This is a genomic window from Hymenobacter seoulensis (assembly GCF_054780535.1).
On the sequence record NZ_BAAGWD010000002.1, the window covers coordinates 104,249 to 121,658 of the forward strand.

11 protein-coding genes are annotated in these 17,410 nt (G+C 58.2%); 7 read left to right on the forward strand and 4 right to left on the reverse strand.

What is annotated here, in order from left to right:
* Window positions 1-41: 41 nt before the first annotated feature.
* Window positions 42-1,535, reverse strand: coding sequence for a 1-hydroxycarotenoid 3,4-desaturase CrtD (crtD, locus tag ACYVHC_RS08280; protein ID WP_460613222.1), 1,494 nt, complete (start codon window positions 1,533-1,535; stop codon window positions 42-44).
* 826 nt (window positions 1,536-2,361) lie between these two features.
* On the opposite strand from crtD, the gene ACYVHC_RS08285 reads away from it, so the two are divergent.
* The 6 genes from ACYVHC_RS08285 (at window position 2,362) to ACYVHC_RS08310 (ending at window position 13,974) form a co-directional block, all read left to right on the forward strand.
* Entirely contained in the window at window positions 2,362-4,170 is a 1,809-nt protein-coding gene (locus tag ACYVHC_RS08285) for a cellulase family glycosylhydrolase (protein WP_460613223.1), read from the forward strand.
* Window positions 4,171-4,205: 35 nt separating this feature from the next.
* Window positions 4,206-6,206 carry a 7TM diverse intracellular signaling domain-containing protein gene (locus tag ACYVHC_RS08290; RefSeq protein WP_460613224.1) on the forward strand — a complete coding sequence of 667 codons (2,001 nt, stop codon included), beginning with the start codon at window positions 4,206-4,208 and terminating at the stop codon, window positions 6,204-6,206.
* An 813-nt stretch (window positions 6,207-7,019) separates the two neighbouring features.
* On the forward strand, window positions 7,020-10,178 hold the full coding sequence (locus ACYVHC_RS08295; RefSeq protein ID WP_460613225.1) for a SusC/RagA family TonB-linked outer membrane protein: 3,159 nt from the start codon (window positions 7,020-7,022) through the stop codon (window positions 10,176-10,178).
* An 18-nt stretch (window positions 10,179-10,196) separates the two neighbouring features.
* Window positions 10,197-11,669, forward strand: coding sequence for a RagB/SusD family nutrient uptake outer membrane protein (locus ACYVHC_RS08300; protein WP_460613226.1), 1,473 nt, complete (start codon window positions 10,197-10,199; stop codon window positions 11,667-11,669).
* A gap of 120 nt (window positions 11,670-11,789) precedes the next feature.
* Window positions 11,790-13,049, forward strand: coding sequence for a PKD domain-containing protein (locus tag ACYVHC_RS08305; protein ID WP_460613227.1), 1,260 nt, complete (start codon window positions 11,790-11,792; stop codon window positions 13,047-13,049).
* Between the two features lie 40 nt (window positions 13,050-13,089).
* Window positions 13,090-13,974 (forward strand): glycoside hydrolase family 16 protein, encoded by an 885-nt coding sequence (locus ACYVHC_RS08310; RefSeq protein ID WP_460613228.1) that lies wholly within the window; start codon window positions 13,090-13,092, stop codon window positions 13,972-13,974.
* A gap of 264 nt (window positions 13,975-14,238) precedes the next feature.
* On the opposite strand, the gene ACYVHC_RS08315 is transcribed toward ACYVHC_RS08310, so the two are convergent.
* The 3 genes from ACYVHC_RS08315 to ACYVHC_RS08325 form a co-directional block, all read right to left on the reverse strand.
* On the reverse strand, window positions 14,239-15,426 hold the full coding sequence (locus tag ACYVHC_RS08315; protein ID WP_460613229.1) for a class I SAM-dependent rRNA methyltransferase: 1,188 nt from the start codon (window positions 15,424-15,426) through the stop codon (window positions 14,239-14,241).
* 98 nt (window positions 15,427-15,524) lie between these two features.
* On the reverse strand, window positions 15,525-16,067 hold the full coding sequence (locus ACYVHC_RS08320) for a hypothetical protein (protein ID WP_460613230.1): 543 nt from the start codon (window positions 16,065-16,067) through the stop codon (window positions 15,525-15,527).
* A 99-nt stretch (window positions 16,068-16,166) separates the two neighbouring features.
* Window positions 16,167-16,622, reverse strand: coding sequence for an SRPBCC family protein (locus tag ACYVHC_RS08325; protein WP_460613231.1), 456 nt, complete (start codon window positions 16,620-16,622; stop codon window positions 16,167-16,169).
* Window positions 16,623-16,830: 208 nt separating this feature from the next.
* Here ACYVHC_RS08325 and ACYVHC_RS08330 point away from each other — a divergent pair, with 208 nt between their 5' ends.
* Entirely contained in the window at window positions 16,831-17,295 is a 465-nt protein-coding gene (locus ACYVHC_RS08330; protein WP_460613232.1) for a hypothetical protein, read from the forward strand.
* Window positions 17,296-17,410 lie beyond the last annotated feature (115 nt).

The window sequence follows — 17,410 nt, forward strand, 5'->3', positions numbered from 1 at the left end:
CACAAATCAACTTCCGGCCTCTCCCTATCATGTTTCAGCGCTTAGTTTTTAACTAGATCAGAGACAATACGGGCTGAAAGCAAACACAGTGGAATGCCGCCGCCCGGGTGTACGGAGCCCCCGCAAAAGTACAGCCCGGCTAGCTGTCCTGAAAAATTGGGGTGGCGCAGGAAGGCTGCCAGCGCATTGTTGCTGGAACTTCCATACAACGCACCCCCGAACGAAGACGTGCGTGCTTCAATTCCCGGCGGGTCCCAGATGTGCTCGGCCCGAATCAGGCTGCCCACATCGGTACCCAGCGCCTCACTGACCCTGGCCAGCACCGCCCGGCGGGTTTGCGCTACCAGTGCGGCCCAGTCCTGGCCTTGGTCATGTGGTACGTTTACCATCACAAACCAGTTTTCGTGGCCCTCAGGCGCATCGGTAGGCGTGTGGCCCGAGGTGATGTTCACGTACACGGTCGGGTCGTCGGAAATGGTTTTCTCTTGGAAAATGGCCTCGAACTCGCGCTTGTAATCCCGGGAAAAAAAGATGTTGTGCACGCCCAGTTCCGGAAAGCGCCGCCCAATGCCCCAGTAGAATATCAGCGCCGAAGAAGACCTGGGTTGGCTCAGCGTTTTTTCCGGGGCAGGCTGCTGCGGAAGCAGGCGCCGGTACGTTGGCACCACATCCATGTTGCTGACTACCACACCGAAGTCGTATACATCTTTGGCGGTGCGCACCCCGGTTACATGCTTGCCGGCGGTCAGAATTTCCAGGACTGGCTCCTGATAGTGAAACTGCACGCCCAGCTCCTCGGCTAGTTTCACTAGGCTTTGCGCAATGGCATAGATGCCGCCTTCGGGGTAATAGGCACCTAGGCCATGCTCCAGATGCGGAATTAGGCTGAGGGTAGCGGGGGCTTGATAGGGGTCGGAGCCATTGTAAGTGGCAAACCGGTCGAAGAGCTGCACCAGGCGCGGGTCATCGAAGGCGGCAGTGTGGCGCTCGTGCATGGTGCTCGTGAGGCCCAGCTGCGGCAGCGCTGCCAGCGCCTTCAGTACCTCGGGGCTGAGGTAGGTGCCGGCTTTGTGCAGCGACTTTTGCAGAAACGTACCGGCCGTGGCCTCGTAGGCGCGGCCGCTGCGGCCCAGAAATGCCAGCACCTCGGAGGCCGGCACGCCTAGCTTCTCCTCTACCTCCTGGGCAAACCGGGGGGCGTCGGCCCAGGCTGTGAGGCGGGTGCCATCGGCAAAAAAGTACTGCGTAATGGGGTCGAGGCGCTGGTAGCGGAAGTAGTCCTGTGGCTCGCGGCCCACCAACCGGAACAGCTCATCCACGAGGTGCGGCAAGGTGAACAGCGACGGGCCGCCATCAAAGCGGTAGCCGCCGGGCAATTCCAGCTGGTGCATTTTCCCCCCAAACGACTCTTGCGCTTCAAACACCGTCACGCGGTGCCCGTGCGCCGCCAAGCGCACCGCAGTGGCAATGCCCCCAATGCCAGCCCCGATTATGGCCACGGGTTGTTTGGGAGCAGCAGATTTGGAACGCGACACGGCAGAAAAATAAAACAAGCCGCGGGGCGCGGCAGCAATAAATAGTAAAGGGGTAACAGTACGAAGAACGGGCTGTTTCTCGCACCAACACAAGTTTAAGCCAGTAAATGTTTGCCGGGCGAGCCTCCGGGCAACGAATACGACAGACAGCTAAAAATATTTGCCGAATCCACCGGCTTTTCCTCGTGTTTTTTAGCCGCCGCTAGCTCACAGGCGAGCTTTATGCCGTTGATGAGCCTAGGCAATTTTGCGTGTGTTGTAAGTGTATAGCGGCAAGTGTGCGACAATGTAAAAACGCTGCTCACGCCGCGCAGAGGCCGTTTGCAGCTTGTTTTTCTTGCACTAGTACACCTATATTTGATCAGAGCACACCACGTCGCAGCTCCTCTCTGCCCGCGTGAAAATAGGGGTGCCGCCTATTCGGTTGCTCGCCACTCGGCTCGCATCAGCCGCGCCAGGTTTTTGCTTCTTCCCTAGCCTTCAAGTATTCGCAAACCCCTCATCTGGTGGCTAGGTCTGCTTTGGCGCTGGGCCGTTGAGCTTTAAGGCCAACGCATTAGGTAGCGCAAGAGCACCAAGGTGCCGTTCCTTCGGATTTCCTTAATGCAAAGTGCTCCTACGATGCGGATATAGGGCTTGGTAGTTACTACTAATCAAATTATTGGGTGTGAAAAAGAGCGGAAACGGGGCGGAGCATCTTTGCCCTGTTTTTTTCTTTCAGATGCCCACATAAACTACTTGTTTCTAATAGTTTACGCTGATGAGCTGCTGCCCCACACTGCTCCCACCTCCCCGGAGCAAGGCCCGATGTACTCACCCCTTTCTCGTGCTGCTGCTCTTGCTGGGCGCGCTTGCTACCCACGCCACTCCGCGGTTGAGTTGGCTGCGGGCCGCTGGGCCCAAAACAATAGATGAAAACGGCCGGGAGGTAGTGCTGCGCGGGTTCAACGTGGGCGGGTGGCTGCTCCAGGAAAGCTATATTCTGCAAACCGATACGCTCAACAGCCAGTGGCGCATCAAGCAGGGCTTACTCCGAACTATGCCAGAGGCCGAAATGGAGGACTTTTACCGCCGGTACCGCCAGAACTTCATCACCAAAGCCGACATCGAATTTATTGCTAAACAAGGCTTTAACGCCGTACGGCTACCCTTTCACTACGATTTATTCCTGACCCCGGAGCATCGCCGCGCCCGCACCGAGGTAATTCGGGAGCCCCAGAATCAGCAGAAACTAACGGCGTATGTGCAGCGCTTAAGCACGTGGTATGATGCCGATAAGTTGTTTGTAGACAAGAACCTGGATGGGTTTCGGTTCATTGATGAGGTAGTGAAGTGGTGCGCCGCCAACGGCATGTATGTGATTCTGGACCTGCACGCCGCGCCCGGTGGCCAGGGCACCGACCGCAACATCAACGACAACTTCCAGCCTCTGGACCTGTGGAAGCGCCAGGACGACAAAGGCCGCCTGCTCTATCAGGACATGACGGTGCGGCTGTGGGAAAAGCTGGCGGCCCGCTACCGCAAGGAGCCTCGCATTGCCATGTACGACCTAATTAATGAGCCGCATAACCTGAATGCCGCTAATGGTATGTCGGCTGATAATCAGGAGCTTCAGGTGCTGTATGCGCGGCTCATCAACGCCGTGCGCGCCCAAAACGACCAGCACTTGGTGATGGTGGAAGGCAATGGCTACGGTAATGAATACACCAACCTCACGCCCGACAAGCTTCCCATCAAAGACAAAACCAACCTCGTTTATAACGCCCACCGCTACTGGTGCCCCAATACTGCTGACGCAACCGACCCTAACCCGAACCAGATCAACCTGATTACCAATCTAGTGGCTTTTCGTGACCGGTGGCAGGTGCCGGTGTGGGTAGGCGAAACCGGGGAAAACTCCAACGAATGGTTTGCCGCAGCGGTGCAGGGGCTTAACGCCCAGAACATTGGCTGGTGCCACTGGAACGTGAAGCGCGTAGATGCTGGTACCAGTCTGCTGCGCATCAAGCCCTACGGCAGTATTCTCACGCCCGAAGGACGCGCTACCCTGCTGGAAAACATCAAGTTCGCTAACTGTCAGCCCAACCGGGATGCCATAGCGGCTCTCACGCAACCTGCTGGCGCCCAGGCTCCTTTTGCGGCCCTTATCGTGCCCGGTACCATCTTGGCCACCGACTACGACCTGGGCCGCGACGGCGTAGCCTACCACGACACCTACTCGGCCCGCACCGATTTCCGCAACCTAGCTCCTACCAACCAAGGCGGCGCCTACCGCAACGATGGCGTTGATATCAGCCCTGGTACGGAGGCTCCGAATGGGTTTGTGGTTGATAACATAGCTAGTACGGAGTGGCTTGCCTATACTGTAACAGTAACAAATGCCGGTACTTATACCGTGGAAATGCGCGTGCAGCCAGGCGCAGCTCCGGGCCGGTTGGCGTTGCAGCTGGATGGGCTCCCGTTGGGCTCAGCTACTGTTACTGCGGGCACTGCCTGGTCTACGGTTTCCCTTACTACCCCTGCTCTACCTGCCGGGCGGCATACGCTGCGCGTACTGGTAGAAGAACCCGTGCAGCAACTGGCCTGGCTGCGCTTTGTACCAGCGTCGGCCGCGGGCGGAGCGGGCGGCCAATAGTAGAAGGCGCCTGCTTTTGCTTACCTTGAAGCACCATGAAGCTCGTGAATTCCCACTTCCCACCGCGTCGGGCTACCTGGTTATCTTTCCTGACGCTGAGCAGCCTGCTGTTCCTGATCCAGTTGGTCAGCTTCCCGGCTCAGGCTAAACCTGCTGATACACTGCGGGTTCGGGCTGAGTTGGAGGAGCTGTTTATTGAACCTTCTTACTATAGTGTGCTGGAAGACCCTACCGGTCAGCTCACTATCTCCGACGTGCGCCAACCCGGCATAGCTCGTCAGTTCCGGCCTGGCAACACCTTGCCCACCACCATGGACAACATTGGGGCGGCCTATTGGCTGCGCCTGGTAGTAAAGGCCGAGGGCCCATTAAGTCAGCATTGGTACCTGGAAATGTTCGACTCCCACCTGAACGGAGTACAGTTCTTTCCAGATAACAGCACCACGCCCATCACCACTGGCGCCGATTTACCGCTGGCTACCCGCAAGTTTCCCTACAAAAACTTTCTGTTCAAGCTGCCGTTGCAGGCCAACGAGTCGCAGACGTACTACTTGCGCCTGACGTCTACCTCCAAAACTACGTTCCTGTCCCGCCTGCGTACCGAGCAGGTGCTGGCCGTTCACTTCCAGACCGAATACGGCCTGCTGGGGGGCTTTTATGGCGTGCTGCTGATAATGGTGGTGTACAACCTGTGCCTCTACCTCTTCATTGGCGAGCAAACCTACCTGCGTTACGTGCTGTACGTGCTCAGCTGCAGCCTAGTGTTTCTCTCTGAGGATGGCCTCGGGTTTCAGTACTTGTGGCCCGATAAGCCGGAGGTAAATTCCCTGATTATTGCGGGCTCGCCAATTCTATTGCTGCTGACGTTCAGTTACTACGCCCGGCAGTTCCTCGATACGGCCCAGCGCCTGCCCCAGTACGACCCCTGGCTGCGCGGCGTGGTGCTGCTAAGCGTGGTGGGCCTGCTCATGGACGGCCTGTGGCTGAACTCGGGCTGGGGGTTCTGGTTTTACTTATTGCCCTACGGCATGATGTACTACGCTGCCTTCCGGGTATGGCAGCGCGGACAGCGGGCGGCACGCTTCTTTCTGCTAGCCCACGCTCTAGTAGCCGTAAGCGTAGTGTTCCTTATCTTGAGAAAGCTAGGAATCAATACGTTCACCACCACCGCCACGGTGTACAGCATGAACGTGGCCTTCGTGATTGAGGTGGTGGTACTGTCCTATGCCCTCGGCGAGAAAATAAAGAGCATAAAAGACGCCACCATCCGGGCCCAGGCCAAGCTGGTGAAGCAGTTGCGCAAAAAACACCAAGTGCAGGAGCAGCTAGTGGAGCAGCTCCAGCACAACCAAGACCTGAAGGACCAACTCAACTCCGAACTCGAAAGCCTGGTAGCCCAGCGCACCGAGGAACTGCGCCAGCAGAGCGATACCATAGCCGCCCAGAACCGCGACCTGCTGCACGCCAATGGCTTGCTGGCCCTGCAGTCGGCGGCCATTGAGAAACTAAACACAGACCTGCAGCGCGACTTACAGGAGGTAAAAACGGCGCGGGTGCTTTCCAAAGAGGTTGATTTCGGCGAGTTCAGCCAGATTTATCCGGATAAAGATGCGTGCCTAGTGTACCTGGCCAACCTGAAATGGGCTGATGGCTACCAATGCCGCAAATGTGGCCATGAGAAGTACTGTGATGGGCGCGAGCCCCACTCCCGCCGCTGCACCAAGTGCCGCTACGTAGAGTCGGCTACGGCCTACACGCTGCTGCAAAAATGTAAGTTCTCGATTATCAAGGCCTTTTATGCCGTGTTCCTAATTTGCACGCACAAAGGCAATTACTCTTCGCAGGAGCTTTCCAGGATGCTGGATCTGCGCCAGGGTACCTGCTGGAGCTTCAGCCAGAAAGTACTGGAAGCCATGCGCCGCCGCCGCTACGCCCCCGATTTCGACGAGAACGAAGGCTGGACACACGTACTGCTGGACGCCACCGGCGCCGAACCCGAAGAAGCCACTTCAGAAGAAACTGCCAACCAAGCCTAGCTCCCTAGGTACCTATCAGCCATCAACCCTCCTGTATCGGCATAGCCTCCTTGCCGCGTCGTCAGGAGCAGTTGCGGCTGCCGGTACGCCTAGTGAATTCCGACGGAAACACTCCCCACAAAGTGAGTTCCGGCGGTAGGGTTCTGGCATTGTAGAAGGCTAGCCTTGGATCTAGCCTTCCCCGTGCCTGTATGGCGAATAGCCATTGCAACCGGTGAGTGAGTAACAGCTTACTATGGCTATAAGTGTAAGAAAGTTAAGAAAGAGGAGTGTTTTTTTGATTGTTTTTTACGTGTTGCCAGCCTTGCGTAGTAACTCCTCTACTGGCTGATTCAGGGCATAATCTCCTTCTTTTAAGTGTGAGGTAAGTGTATAGCCTACGTGTGTGGTAAAGTCAAAAACCGCCTAAACAGGCTTGATTGCCTGTTTTTGCTATTGCTTTTCCTCACCACGGACGGATATATTTGGGCATTCTCCCCTACCTTACTGTACTTCTCGAGCTTTAGCCGGAAGTGCTAGGTAAGGTTCCTGAGTCGTTTCGGTCTTCTTTGCCCTCCTCCCCGTCGCTAGGGGGCTGTGCAAGAGACTACCTACTTCCTGCTTCTGCTATCCATAAGTAGTGTGCTTGATTTCCCCGATGCACACCTGATTTCGCTCCTCGTTCAGCAGCTTTTTTGGTATCCTAAAGCCATCGTTCAGTAGCTGCTGCCCTTGCTTTTTTGCATACGCTTGCCTGGTAGCCGAGCCTCCCCAACGGCCGGTTTTGTAGCTAATGAAGCATCAGCGTTTACTTCCCTCAATTCCCACAAACCCATGAATCAACACCTCTACACTCAGGCGCTGCGCCGGGCAATGTGGCTGGCGGCCTGCGGGCTGCCCACCCTTCCGGCGGTGGCTGCTCCATCTGCTGCCGGCCCCGATGCCAGCACAACGTTTGCCAGCAGCCGTACTGTGCTGGCTGATGTACCGGTTTCGGGCCGCATCACCCAGGGCAACGGCGACCCACTGCCGGGCGTTACCATCATCGTGAAGGGTACCACCATAGGTACTACTACGGATGCCGATGGCCGCTTCTCCCTGAACGCCCCGGACAACTCTACCCTGATTATCAGCTACGTAGGCTTTACACGCCGTGAGGTGCCCATCACGGGTGCTACTACCAGCCTGAACATAACCATGGCCGAAGACACCCGCGCCCTGAGCGAGGTGGTAGTAGTAGGCTACGGTACACAGGAGCGCGGCAGCGTAACGGGCGCCGTATCTTCGGTGTCGGCGCGCGAAATTGCCTCTCAGCCCGTGGCGGACGCTACCCAGGCCCTGCAAGGCCGGGCAGCTGGCGTTACGGTAACCTCAAACGGGGGCGCACCGGGCGGCGCCGCCGGTACTTCCATCCGGGTGCGCGGCATTACCTCCGCCGGCAACAACAACCCGCTGTATGTAGTGGATGGCTTTCCGCTGCCAGAAGGCGGTGAAAACCAGCTGAACGCTATCAGCCCCAACGATATCGAAACCATTGACATCCTGAAGGATGCTTCGGCCACGGCTATCTACGGGGTGCGGGCCGCTAACGGGGTAGTAATTATCACGACCAAGCGCGGCAAGGCGGGTACATCTACCATCAACCTAGATGCCTACCGGGGTGTGCAGCAAGTATGGCGCAAGCTGAGCCTACTGAACGCCCAAGAGTACGCCGTTATTAACAACGAAAACCGCTTGGCTAACGGCGACGCCATTGTGGTAGACCGGTTGCGCGACCCCGCCGCCCTAGGCGAAGGCACCGACTGGCAGGATGAGGTATTCCGCCGCGCGGCTATTCAGAACTACTCGCTTTCGGCCACGGGCGGCAGCGAGAAAGCCCGCTTTGCGGTGTCGGGTAGCTACTTCCAGCAGGATGGTACCATCGTGGGGTCTAACTTCGAGCGGTTTACGCTGCGGGCCAACGGTGACGTGCAAGTGAATAAGGTCTTGAAGTTGGGCAACAGCATCTCGCTCACCCACCTCTCCGACCGGCAGATTACCAGCAACAGCGGTGAGTATGGCACCGTGCAGCACACGCTCCGTATTCCGGCCATCATTCCGGTGTTCCGCCCCGATGGCTACTACTATGAGCCTCGCGGCCAGCAGGATAACTTTATTGAGGAAAACCCCATTGTGGCGGCTACCCTCAACAACCAGCGCTTCACCCGCAACCGGGCGCTTACTACCCTCTTCGCTGAACTCGAGCCAGTAAAAGGCCTGCGCTTCCGTACCAACGTGGGCGCCGACTTCATCTTCGACAACTTTAATTCCTTCCGCCCCACCATTCCGGAGCTGCGGGTAGGCAATGAGGTGTACAGCACGCGCTACAACCTGGCGGGTGCTTCGGCTACGGCCTCCTATGCGCCGAGCTACCTGATTGAAAACACCCTCAACTACGACCACCTGTTCGGCGATAAGCACCAGGTAACGGTACTGTTGGGCCAGTCGGCGCAGTGGTTTAACTACAGCAACGTAGAGGCGTACCGCACGGGCTACCTGCGCAATGATCTGCAGGTAATCAATACGGGCCCGCTGAACACATCTTTGGCCAACGCCGGTATCATCAACCCTACCTCGCACCTGGCCAGCTACTTCACGCGGGTTAACTACGAGTTTGCCGGCAAGTACCTGTTCCAGGCCATTGCCCGCCTCGATGGCTCGGGTAGCTTCGAGCCCGGCGAGCAGTTCGGCTTCTTCCCTGGCGTATCGGCCGGCTGGCGGATTTCGGAGGAGGATTTCATGAAGGATAACAGCTTCATCAGCAACCTGAAGCTGCGCGCCGGCTACGGCAAGGTGGGTAACCCCAACAATGCCGGCCGCTTCGCCTACCTCTTCGCCATCAACTCCCAGATTCAGTACCCATTTGGCCCGAACGGCACCATCCAGACGGGTGCGGCGCCTACCCGCCTGGCGAATAACCAGTTGCGCTGGGAAACCAACAACCAGACGAACATCGGTATCGACCTGGGCTTCTTGGAAAACCGCTTCGAGGCCACCATCGACCTCTACGACCGTACCTCGCCCAACCTGATTGCGCCGGTGCCAGTGTCGCTGGTGTCAGGTACGTACGAGGCCGTAAACCGCAACGCGGCCAACGCCTACAACCGCGGTATCGACTTCTCCTTTACCTCGCGCAATATACAAGGAACAGGCAAGGCCCTGAATTGGACCACTACCCTGAACGTGTCGGCGTACAAAACCGAGCTCGAATCGTTGGGTGTAGGCCAGCCCTATGACGGACTAGGTGCCTTAAGCGGCGTAATCGTGCGTTACGATGCCGGCCAGCCTTTCGGCTCGTTCTATGGCTACGTGGCCGATGGCCTGTTCCAGACGCAGGCAGATATTGACGCCCACGCCACCCAAAACGGCGCGGCCCCCGGCGACATTCGCTTTAAGGACCTGAGCGGCCCCGATGGCGTGCCAGACGGCATAATCAATGCCTCTGACCGCACGTTCATCGGCAACCCCAACCCTGACTTCACTTACGGCATCAACAACACCGTTACCTGGGGTGGTTTTGACTTGAACATGTTCCTGCAAGGCTCGCAGGGCAATGATATTTACAACCAGAACCGCTACATCCTGGAGAGCCCCCTGTATGGCAACAGCAGCGGCAGCACCCGCGTGCTAGGCCGCTGGACCGGCCCAGGCACCAGCAACGATGTGCCCCGCGCCATTGCCGGCGACCCAAACCAGAACCTACGCGTGTCCAGCTACTTCCTCGAAGATGGCTCCTACCTGCGCATCAAAACGCTCACGCTAGGCTACACCCTGCCGCAAGGCCTGCTCGACCGCGTGGCGGCCAAGCAGCTGCGCGTGTACGCAAGTGCCCAAAACCTGCTGACGCTGACCAAATACACTGGCTACGACCCTGAGGTGGGCTCCCGTGGCGTCGACCTGGGCGTTTATCCCCAGCCGCGCGTGTTCTTGGTAGGTCTCAATCTGGGCTTCTAACCTTTAATCAGCCTTCCCATGTCATTATTCAATAAATACGCTTGCGGTACATTCCTGCTTACGCTGGGCCTGCTTTCCAGCTGCGGCAAGGAATTCCTCTCCGAAGAGCCGACCGACCAGGTTACGGACGCTAACTTCTACAAAACCACTACGGACGCCATTCAGGCCACCAACGCTGTGTACAGCGAGCTAGGCAAGGGCGGGCAGTACAACTACGCGCTGTGGGGCATCGGTGATATCGGCTCCGACCTTTCCACGACCGGTGGCGGCGGCGGCGGCGACGGTATTGAGCAGCAACAGCTCGATTTCTACAACATCCCGACCACCAACCCCCTGATTACCCGCCTGTGGGGCGGCTGCTACATTGGCATTGGCCGCGCCAACATTGTGCTGCAGAAGGTACCCGGCATGAGCATTGATGCCGCTATTCAGAAGCGCAGCATTGGCGAAGCCCAGTTCCTGCGAGCCAAGTACTACTTTGACCTGGTGCGCGCCTACGGCGATGTGCCGTTGCTTACTACCCCTCCTACCTCCCTGGAAGAGGTGAACGTGCCCCGCACGCCCGCCGCGCAGGTGTATGAGCTGATTGTGAAGGACCTGACCGATGCCATTGGCAACCTGCCGGCTTCGTACAGCGGCGACGACATTGGCCGGGCCACCAAGTGGGCTGCCACCGGCCTGCTGGCCAAGGTGTACCTCACGCAGGGCAACATGGCCGGCGCCGCGCAGCGGGCCCGCGAGGTGATTTCGCAGAGCGGTAAAAGCCTTTGGGATAACTACGGCGACAACTTCAAGGTAGCCACCGAGAACGGCAAAGAGTCGTTGTTTGAGGTGCAGTACGTAGCGGGCCGCAACCAATACACCTTTGATGGATTGGGCTTTGTGGGCAACGAGTTCATGGGCCCCCGCGGCCAGGGCATTGTGCCCCAGGGCGGCTACGGCTTTAACATTCCGGAGCCCGATTTCGTGGCGGGCTACGAACCCGGCGACCTGCGCCGCGACGTGACCATCTGGAAGCCCGGCGACGCGTATCCGGATGGCCGGGTGCAGCCGTCTTCCTTGCCCGGCTCCCCGAACGGCTATGGCGTGAAAAAGTGGTTTGTGGGTAAAAACAATACCAACATCTGGGACTCGGAGCTGAACATTCCGGTGCTGCGCCTAGCGGAAGTGTACCTGATTCTGGCCGAGGCCGCCGGCCCCACCGCGGAAGGCTACGAAGCCATCAACAAAGTACGCCGCCGGGCTTTCGGGCTGCCCATCAACACGGCCAGCGCCAAAGACCTTTCGGGCCTGAGCGCCGATGCCTTCAAAACGGCCGTGTGGCGCGAGCGCAAGTACGAGCTGGCCTTCGAAAACGACCGGTGGTTTGACATGAAGCGCACCGGTGAACTGCTGAAGTACCGGGGCGTGAAACCCTTCAACATTGTGCTGCCTGTGCCGCAGTCGGAAATCGACGTGAACTCGGGCCTGACTCAGAACCCCGGATACTAATTCTGCCTTGTCTGGCGGTTTGGCTGCCGGCTTACTACCCCCGCGCCTAGTGTAAACCTTCGGTGGGGGTAGTAAGCCAGCCGGCCAGCTTTCCCACTTCACTTCCCACGCAAATTCCCCATGAATCATATTACCCGCATTGCTGCGCTGGGCCTGCTGGCCGCTCCGCTGCTGCTCGCCTCCTGCGAAAAGGAAGGCGACGACTACAAGCTGGAGGGCGCCGTACCTCAGGCCAGCTTCACCTACTCCGTGAACACCACCGAGTACCCCACGGTAGTTACCTTCACCAGCACCAGCCAGGATGGTTTCTTGTACCAGTGGAACTTCGGTGATAACACCCGCGCCTCCGGCTCCCCCGTTACGCACACCTACATCCGCCCTGGCACGTACCAGGTGGAGCTGATTACGGCGGGCCGTGGCGGCACGGGCATTTCGGCCAAGCAGGCCGTGGTGATTCCGGATGCCTGCACCAACAACGCCTTCAGCAAGCTCGTAGATTGTGCCGGCAGCGGCACCCGGGTGTGGTCTATTGCTGATGCAGCAGGCTCCATTGTGAAAGAGTCGGCGACCGGCGCGGTACTTTCTACCTCCGCGACCCTGCCCGGCTGCCAGCTTGACGACCAGTTCTCGTTCAGCAACGGCTACACGCTCAACTACGAAAGCGCGGGCCAGACGTACCAGAACGGTGCGTGTGGCACCTCCCTGAACCGCTCGGGTAACTTCGTGTACAAGCCCAGCAGCAACGGACTAGGTCAGATTATTCTGAAGGGCAAAGGCGCCTTCATCGGCCTGCCTGACTCGGTTTCGAACAAGACCTACGACATCCTGGAAGCCACTGACACCAAGCTGCGCCTGCGCGGTACCAACCCCGATGGTACCCGCACCGTCATCACGCTGGCTCCCTTCGATGCGACGGCTCCTATTAAGCTGCTGCTCACGGGTGGTTCTTCCAAAACCTGGAAGCTGGACAACGCCGCCGATGCTCCTATTACCGTAGGCACTGAGGCTAACCCCGTAGCCTACTTCCCCGGCGTGAAACCCGGCGAATTGCCTGCCTGCCAGTCCGACGACGAATATACCTTCTCGACGAACAATGTGTTCAGCTACAATGCGTTAGCTGAAACCTTCTCGGCAGCAGCTGGTTACACCTGCAAAGCACCCGAAACCGGCACCTCGGCCTACGTATTCGGGCCAGCCGCAGGTCCTGGGCTAGCCCAGTTCACATTGTCGAAGGCAGGCTCCTTTATTGGTGCCACCGATGCTTCGCCTACAGAGCGTGTATATCGGATTCTTTCCATTGACGACAAGAAGATGACCATTCGGGCCGGTAGCGGCCAAGCTGGTGGAACCGTATTCACCATTAAGATGGTTGCGAAGTAAGAAAAGCTCGACTGTTCGGGTACAGTACTGTTTGTAGTTCATGAAAAATAAATTCCTGATTGGAGTGCGGAAAGCACAGCTCGGCGCCACCTTTTTGATGGCGCTGAGCCTGAGCTCCTGCACCGAATCCAAATCCAAGAACGTGCCGGCTCCGTTGCCGCCCACACCAGTTACTCCGGTGGTCAATGAAGAAGCGCGCGACTACGGCCAGTATACCGAGCTGAAGTGGGCCGATGAGTTCGACGGCGGCTCCCTCGACCAGACCAAATGGTCGTATGAGCTGGGCGGCTGGGGCTGGGGCAACAATGAGCTGCAGAACTATACCAACTCCACCGAAAACAGCTTCCTGAGCGGTGGTAATCTTACCATTCAGGCGCGTCGGCAGCAGTCGGGCAGCAACGGGTATACCTCGGCCCGGTTGGTTACCAAGGGCAAGCAAAACTTCCAGTTCGGGCGCATTGATGTGCGCGCCAAAGTGCCTAAAGGCAAAGGCGTATGGCCGGCCATCTGGATGCTAGGTGCGGATATCGACCAGAACAACTGGCCCAAGTGCGGCGAAATCGACATCATGGAGCTGCGCGGTAGCCGGCCTACGGTGTTGCTTTCCACGGTGCACTTTGCCAACAGCACGGGCGCCCGCGAGCTGAAGGGTGAGGAAAAGAACCTGGACTTCGACTTGTCGGCTGACTTCCACATTTTCAGCGTGGTGCGAAGCAAGAACATGACCCGCTTCTACCTCGACGGCAACCCCGAACCGTACTTTACCTTCACGGGTACTACCGCTAGTCCCTATCCGTTCAACAACCCGTTTTTCATGATTCTGAACGTGGCAGTTGGCGGTGACTTCGATGGCAACCCGGATGCTTCCACCACCTTCCCGCAGCAAATGCAGGTGGACTACGTGCGGTATTACCAGTATAAATAAGCGTATGACACTGCCACCTGGGGCTGAGAAACAAACCAGGTTTCAGCAGTAGCCGCCCACTAATGTAGTTCACGCGTACCCCGTTCGGCTTCAATGGCCGGATGGATAGTTCCGGGGCCGGTCTGCCTGTTAGGGGTGCAGACCGGCCTTCGGTTTTACTAGGCCTGGTACCAAGCCAAAGCCCGTCTGCCCAGCAGTTGACTTCCCTTGATAAGAGGGGCTAGTCGTGCTGGGCAGGCGGGCTTTTTGGTTACTTCCGGCTGCTTACTCTACAGCTAGCACCAGCCCTTTCAGGTACTCACCTTCCGGATGGAAAAGGCTGACGGGATGGTCGGCGGGTTGGGTGAGGCGGTGCAGAATGCGGGCCGGGCGGCCGGCCTCAATAGCGGCGGCCAGCACGGCTCCTTCAAATAGCTCCGCCGAAACTACCTGCGAGCAGCTGAAGGTGAACAGCAGGCCCCCGGGCGCAATCTGCCGGATGCCGGCCGCATTCAGGCGCTTATAGCCCATCAGGGCGTTGTGGCGCGCCGAGAGGTGCTTGGCAAACGCCGGTGGGTCGAGCACGATGAGGTCGTATTGTTCCTGGCTGTGCTTCATGAAGCTGAACACATCCTCGGCGTAGGCCGCGTGCTTGCTTTCTAGGCCGGTAAGAGCCGCGTTGCGCTCCGTGAGTTCAATGGCTTTCTTGCTCGAGTCAACGGAATGCACTAGCTCAGCGCCCGCCTCCAAGGCATAGGAGCTGAAGCCGCCGGTGTAGCAGAAGGTGTTGAGCACGCGGCGGCCGGGGGCATAGCGGGCCAGCAGGCTGCGGTTGTCGCGCTGGTCAATGAAGAAGCCAGTTTTCTGGCCCGTTTCCCAATCTACCGCGAAGGGATGGCCGTTCTCGTGCACAATGTGCTCTTGCCCGCTGCTTTCCCCGAAGAGGTAGCCATTTTGGGCACCGGGCGCGGCCTTGGCGGGCACCGTTTCGGCACTCTTATCATAAATAGCGCGCAGGCCCGGAATAACGGCTTGCAGGGCAGCGGCAATAAGTGGGCGGGCCTTGTACATGCCGGCGCTGTGCGCCTGCACCACGGCCGTATCGCCATACACGTCGATAATAAGGCCGGGCAGACCGTCACCTTCGGCGTGGGTGAGGCGGTACACGTTGGTATTGCCCGTGCCCGTAAGCCCTAGGCCCTGCCGAAGCTGAAAGGCATTCCGCAGCCGCGCTTCCCAGAAAGCGGCATCGGGCAGTGGTGCCTCGGGCCCGAAGCCGAGCATGCGTACCGCAATGGAGCCGGGCGCGTAGTGGCCCACGCCCAGCACCTCGCCGTTGTGGGCCTGCACCATCACCACTTCGCCTTCTACTACCTCGCCCTGCATCCGGGCAATGGCCCCGGAAAACACCCACGGGTGCAAGCGACGAAGAGACTGGTCTTTACCAGGTTTGAGCGTGATAGTGGCGGTCATGGCAACGGGGCATTAGGAAAATGGACTACAAAGGTAGCCTCCTAATTTTTCCTATCCGTTGGCCCACTGAATTTGTAGCTGCTGCCATACCCAGTCAGTTACTCAAACGGGTCCAGATACGCTACCAGAATGGCAATAGCCGATAGCCCAGCCAGCACGGCCCACACCGGTCCGCCCCAAATCAGGAGCCCAATCAGCGAGACCGGTAGCACAACCAGCCCTAGCACGCCCAGAACGGTTGTGCCCAAGCCTACTTCAGTTGTGCGCTTGGGCCCAGCTGCTCGTTGCAGTGCTTGCGTGTTGTGGTGGCCAGGTTGCAGGCTTCGTTTGGCTAGTGCTACTGCGGTGGCTGGTGCCTGCGTAAGCGCCCGGCGCGCCTCTTGCCGCAGCTGTCGGCGCTTTGGCTGTTGCTGAGGCCTAGGGAATACTGCCGCTGCTTTATCGGAATCTGCAACTGAAGCCGGCACAGTGGCTACCGGCCCAGACGGAACCGGGCGCGCTGCTACTACCGGCGCGGAAGGCTGAAACCGATACGCCGACTGGGTGCTGCGGCAACCTTGGGCCACAAGCAGGCCTAGTAACGCGGCCAATACAACAGAAAGCCGAAAACGGCGGACAGCAGGAGTAGAAGATGTAGGCATACGATCAGAACGGGGAGCATCAGCAAGATACGCGGCTTATTGCCACCCTATACGGCAGCTGTCGGGCTCGCGCTGCCCCAGCCTGATTTTACTAGGTGCCTAGCGCGCCTGAACTTGCCCAAACCAGCGCCGGTAAATCGGCCGCCGCCAGGCAAATTGCGCCCATATAGCTGGGTAAAGCAGCACATCCAACGCCTTCAGTCCCGTCCGGTACTCCAGGTCTTCGGTGATGTAGGTGCCGCCGCCGGGAGCCGGCTGCATGAGGTGGCGGTGCCGCCAGTAGCGCAGCGGCGGCGGAAGCTTCTGGCCTTCGTCTACAAAGTAAAAGGTACCATCTGGCGTGGTGCCATGGTCGGTGATAAGGGAGGTCCAGTGGAAGCGGGCCGGACCGGCGCCGAGCTCAATATGCACCTCGTCGCCGCGGTGGCAGCCATCAAAGCGCAGCAACCGAAACGGTGGAAACGGAGGCGCTAAGGCCAGAAACAGCTCCCTAGTAAAGCCGGTCCATACTTGCGTTGGTGGTGCGGCTACGTGGGTACTCAGAGTGAAATGCATATGCCCTAGTACCTCCGCAGTAGGCTCTTTGTTTTCGCTACTGGCGCCCATTGCCTCTGCTTCATGCAGATAGAGTAGTAGTCCTTAGTGAAGATACGAAGGAAGGGCTCTTTGAATTTTCTCTTATATCCAAAATAATATCTATATATTTATGTATTAGTGCTTTGCGGCCAAGAGTAGCTGGTATATCATTACCCATTTTTCTGCCATGAAAAACCCAAACGCCCTCGTTGGCGCTGGCCTGTTGTTGGCCGGTGCAGTGTATTTCCTGAGCTCACGCAAACAAGGGCACTCTAAGCCGAAAAGGTATTTCAGAGGCGACGTGGGCAAACGCTTCACCGACCATTTTGACCCCGATGCCGGCCAACCAATTTCCGTGTCGGAAGCCACGAAGCTGGCCAAAAAATACAAGAAGAGGTACAAGGACAATACCAGCTCCAACTACTGCAACATCAAGGTCATCGAGACCATTAAGCAGACCACTGACTGCTACGGCATCCGGATTTACCGCACCCTAGACGATGAGGGCTTTCATGGCATTGCAGTGGTCGGAGTTGATAAGCAGGGCGTGGACATTATCAACACCAAAGCCCACCTTTCCGACGCTACACTGGTAGCTAGAAGCTACGAAAAGTGCCCCTACAACTGCGACGGAACCCGCCTTATTCAGTAAAGCGGCTCCTACCCTAAAAAGGGTACGTGAGCGTTGGAGCAGGCGTACCCATCTTAAAAATAGTGACCGAAACGAGATAGTAGCTGCGTGCCCGCAGGCCTAGCCGGAAGTGCTT

What these genes read in the sequence shown, in the direction of transcription:
- ACYVHC_RS08295 (WP_460613225.1), top strand. Translation starts at nt 7,020, where the DNA reads ATGAATCAACACCTCTACACTCAGGCGCTGCGCCGGGCAATGTGGCTG.
- ACYVHC_RS08315 (WP_460613229.1), bottom strand. Translation starts at nt 15,426, where the DNA reads ATGACCGCCACTATCACGCTCAAACCTGGTAAAGACCAGTCTCTTCGT.
- ACYVHC_RS08290 (WP_460613224.1), top strand. Translation starts at nt 4,206, where the DNA reads ATGAAGCTCGTGAATTCCCACTTCCCACCGCGTCGGGCTACCTGGTTA.
- ACYVHC_RS08325 (WP_460613231.1), bottom strand. Translation starts at nt 16,622, where the DNA reads ATGCATTTCACTCTGAGTACCCACGTAGCCGCACCACCAACGCAAGTA.
- ACYVHC_RS08300 (WP_460613226.1), top strand. Translation starts at nt 10,197, where the DNA reads ATGTCATTATTCAATAAATACGCTTGCGGTACATTCCTGCTTACGCTG.
- ACYVHC_RS08310 (WP_460613228.1), top strand. Translation starts at nt 13,090, where the DNA reads ATGAAAAATAAATTCCTGATTGGAGTGCGGAAAGCACAGCTCGGCGCC.
- ACYVHC_RS08320 (WP_460613230.1), bottom strand. Translation starts at nt 16,067, where the DNA reads ATGCCTACATCTTCTACTCCTGCTGTCCGCCGTTTTCGGCTTTCTGTT.
- ACYVHC_RS08330 (WP_460613232.1), top strand. Translation starts at nt 16,831, where the DNA reads ATGAAAAACCCAAACGCCCTCGTTGGCGCTGGCCTGTTGTTGGCCGGT.
- ACYVHC_RS08305 (WP_460613227.1), top strand. Translation starts at nt 11,790, where the DNA reads ATGAATCATATTACCCGCATTGCTGCGCTGGGCCTGCTGGCCGCTCCG.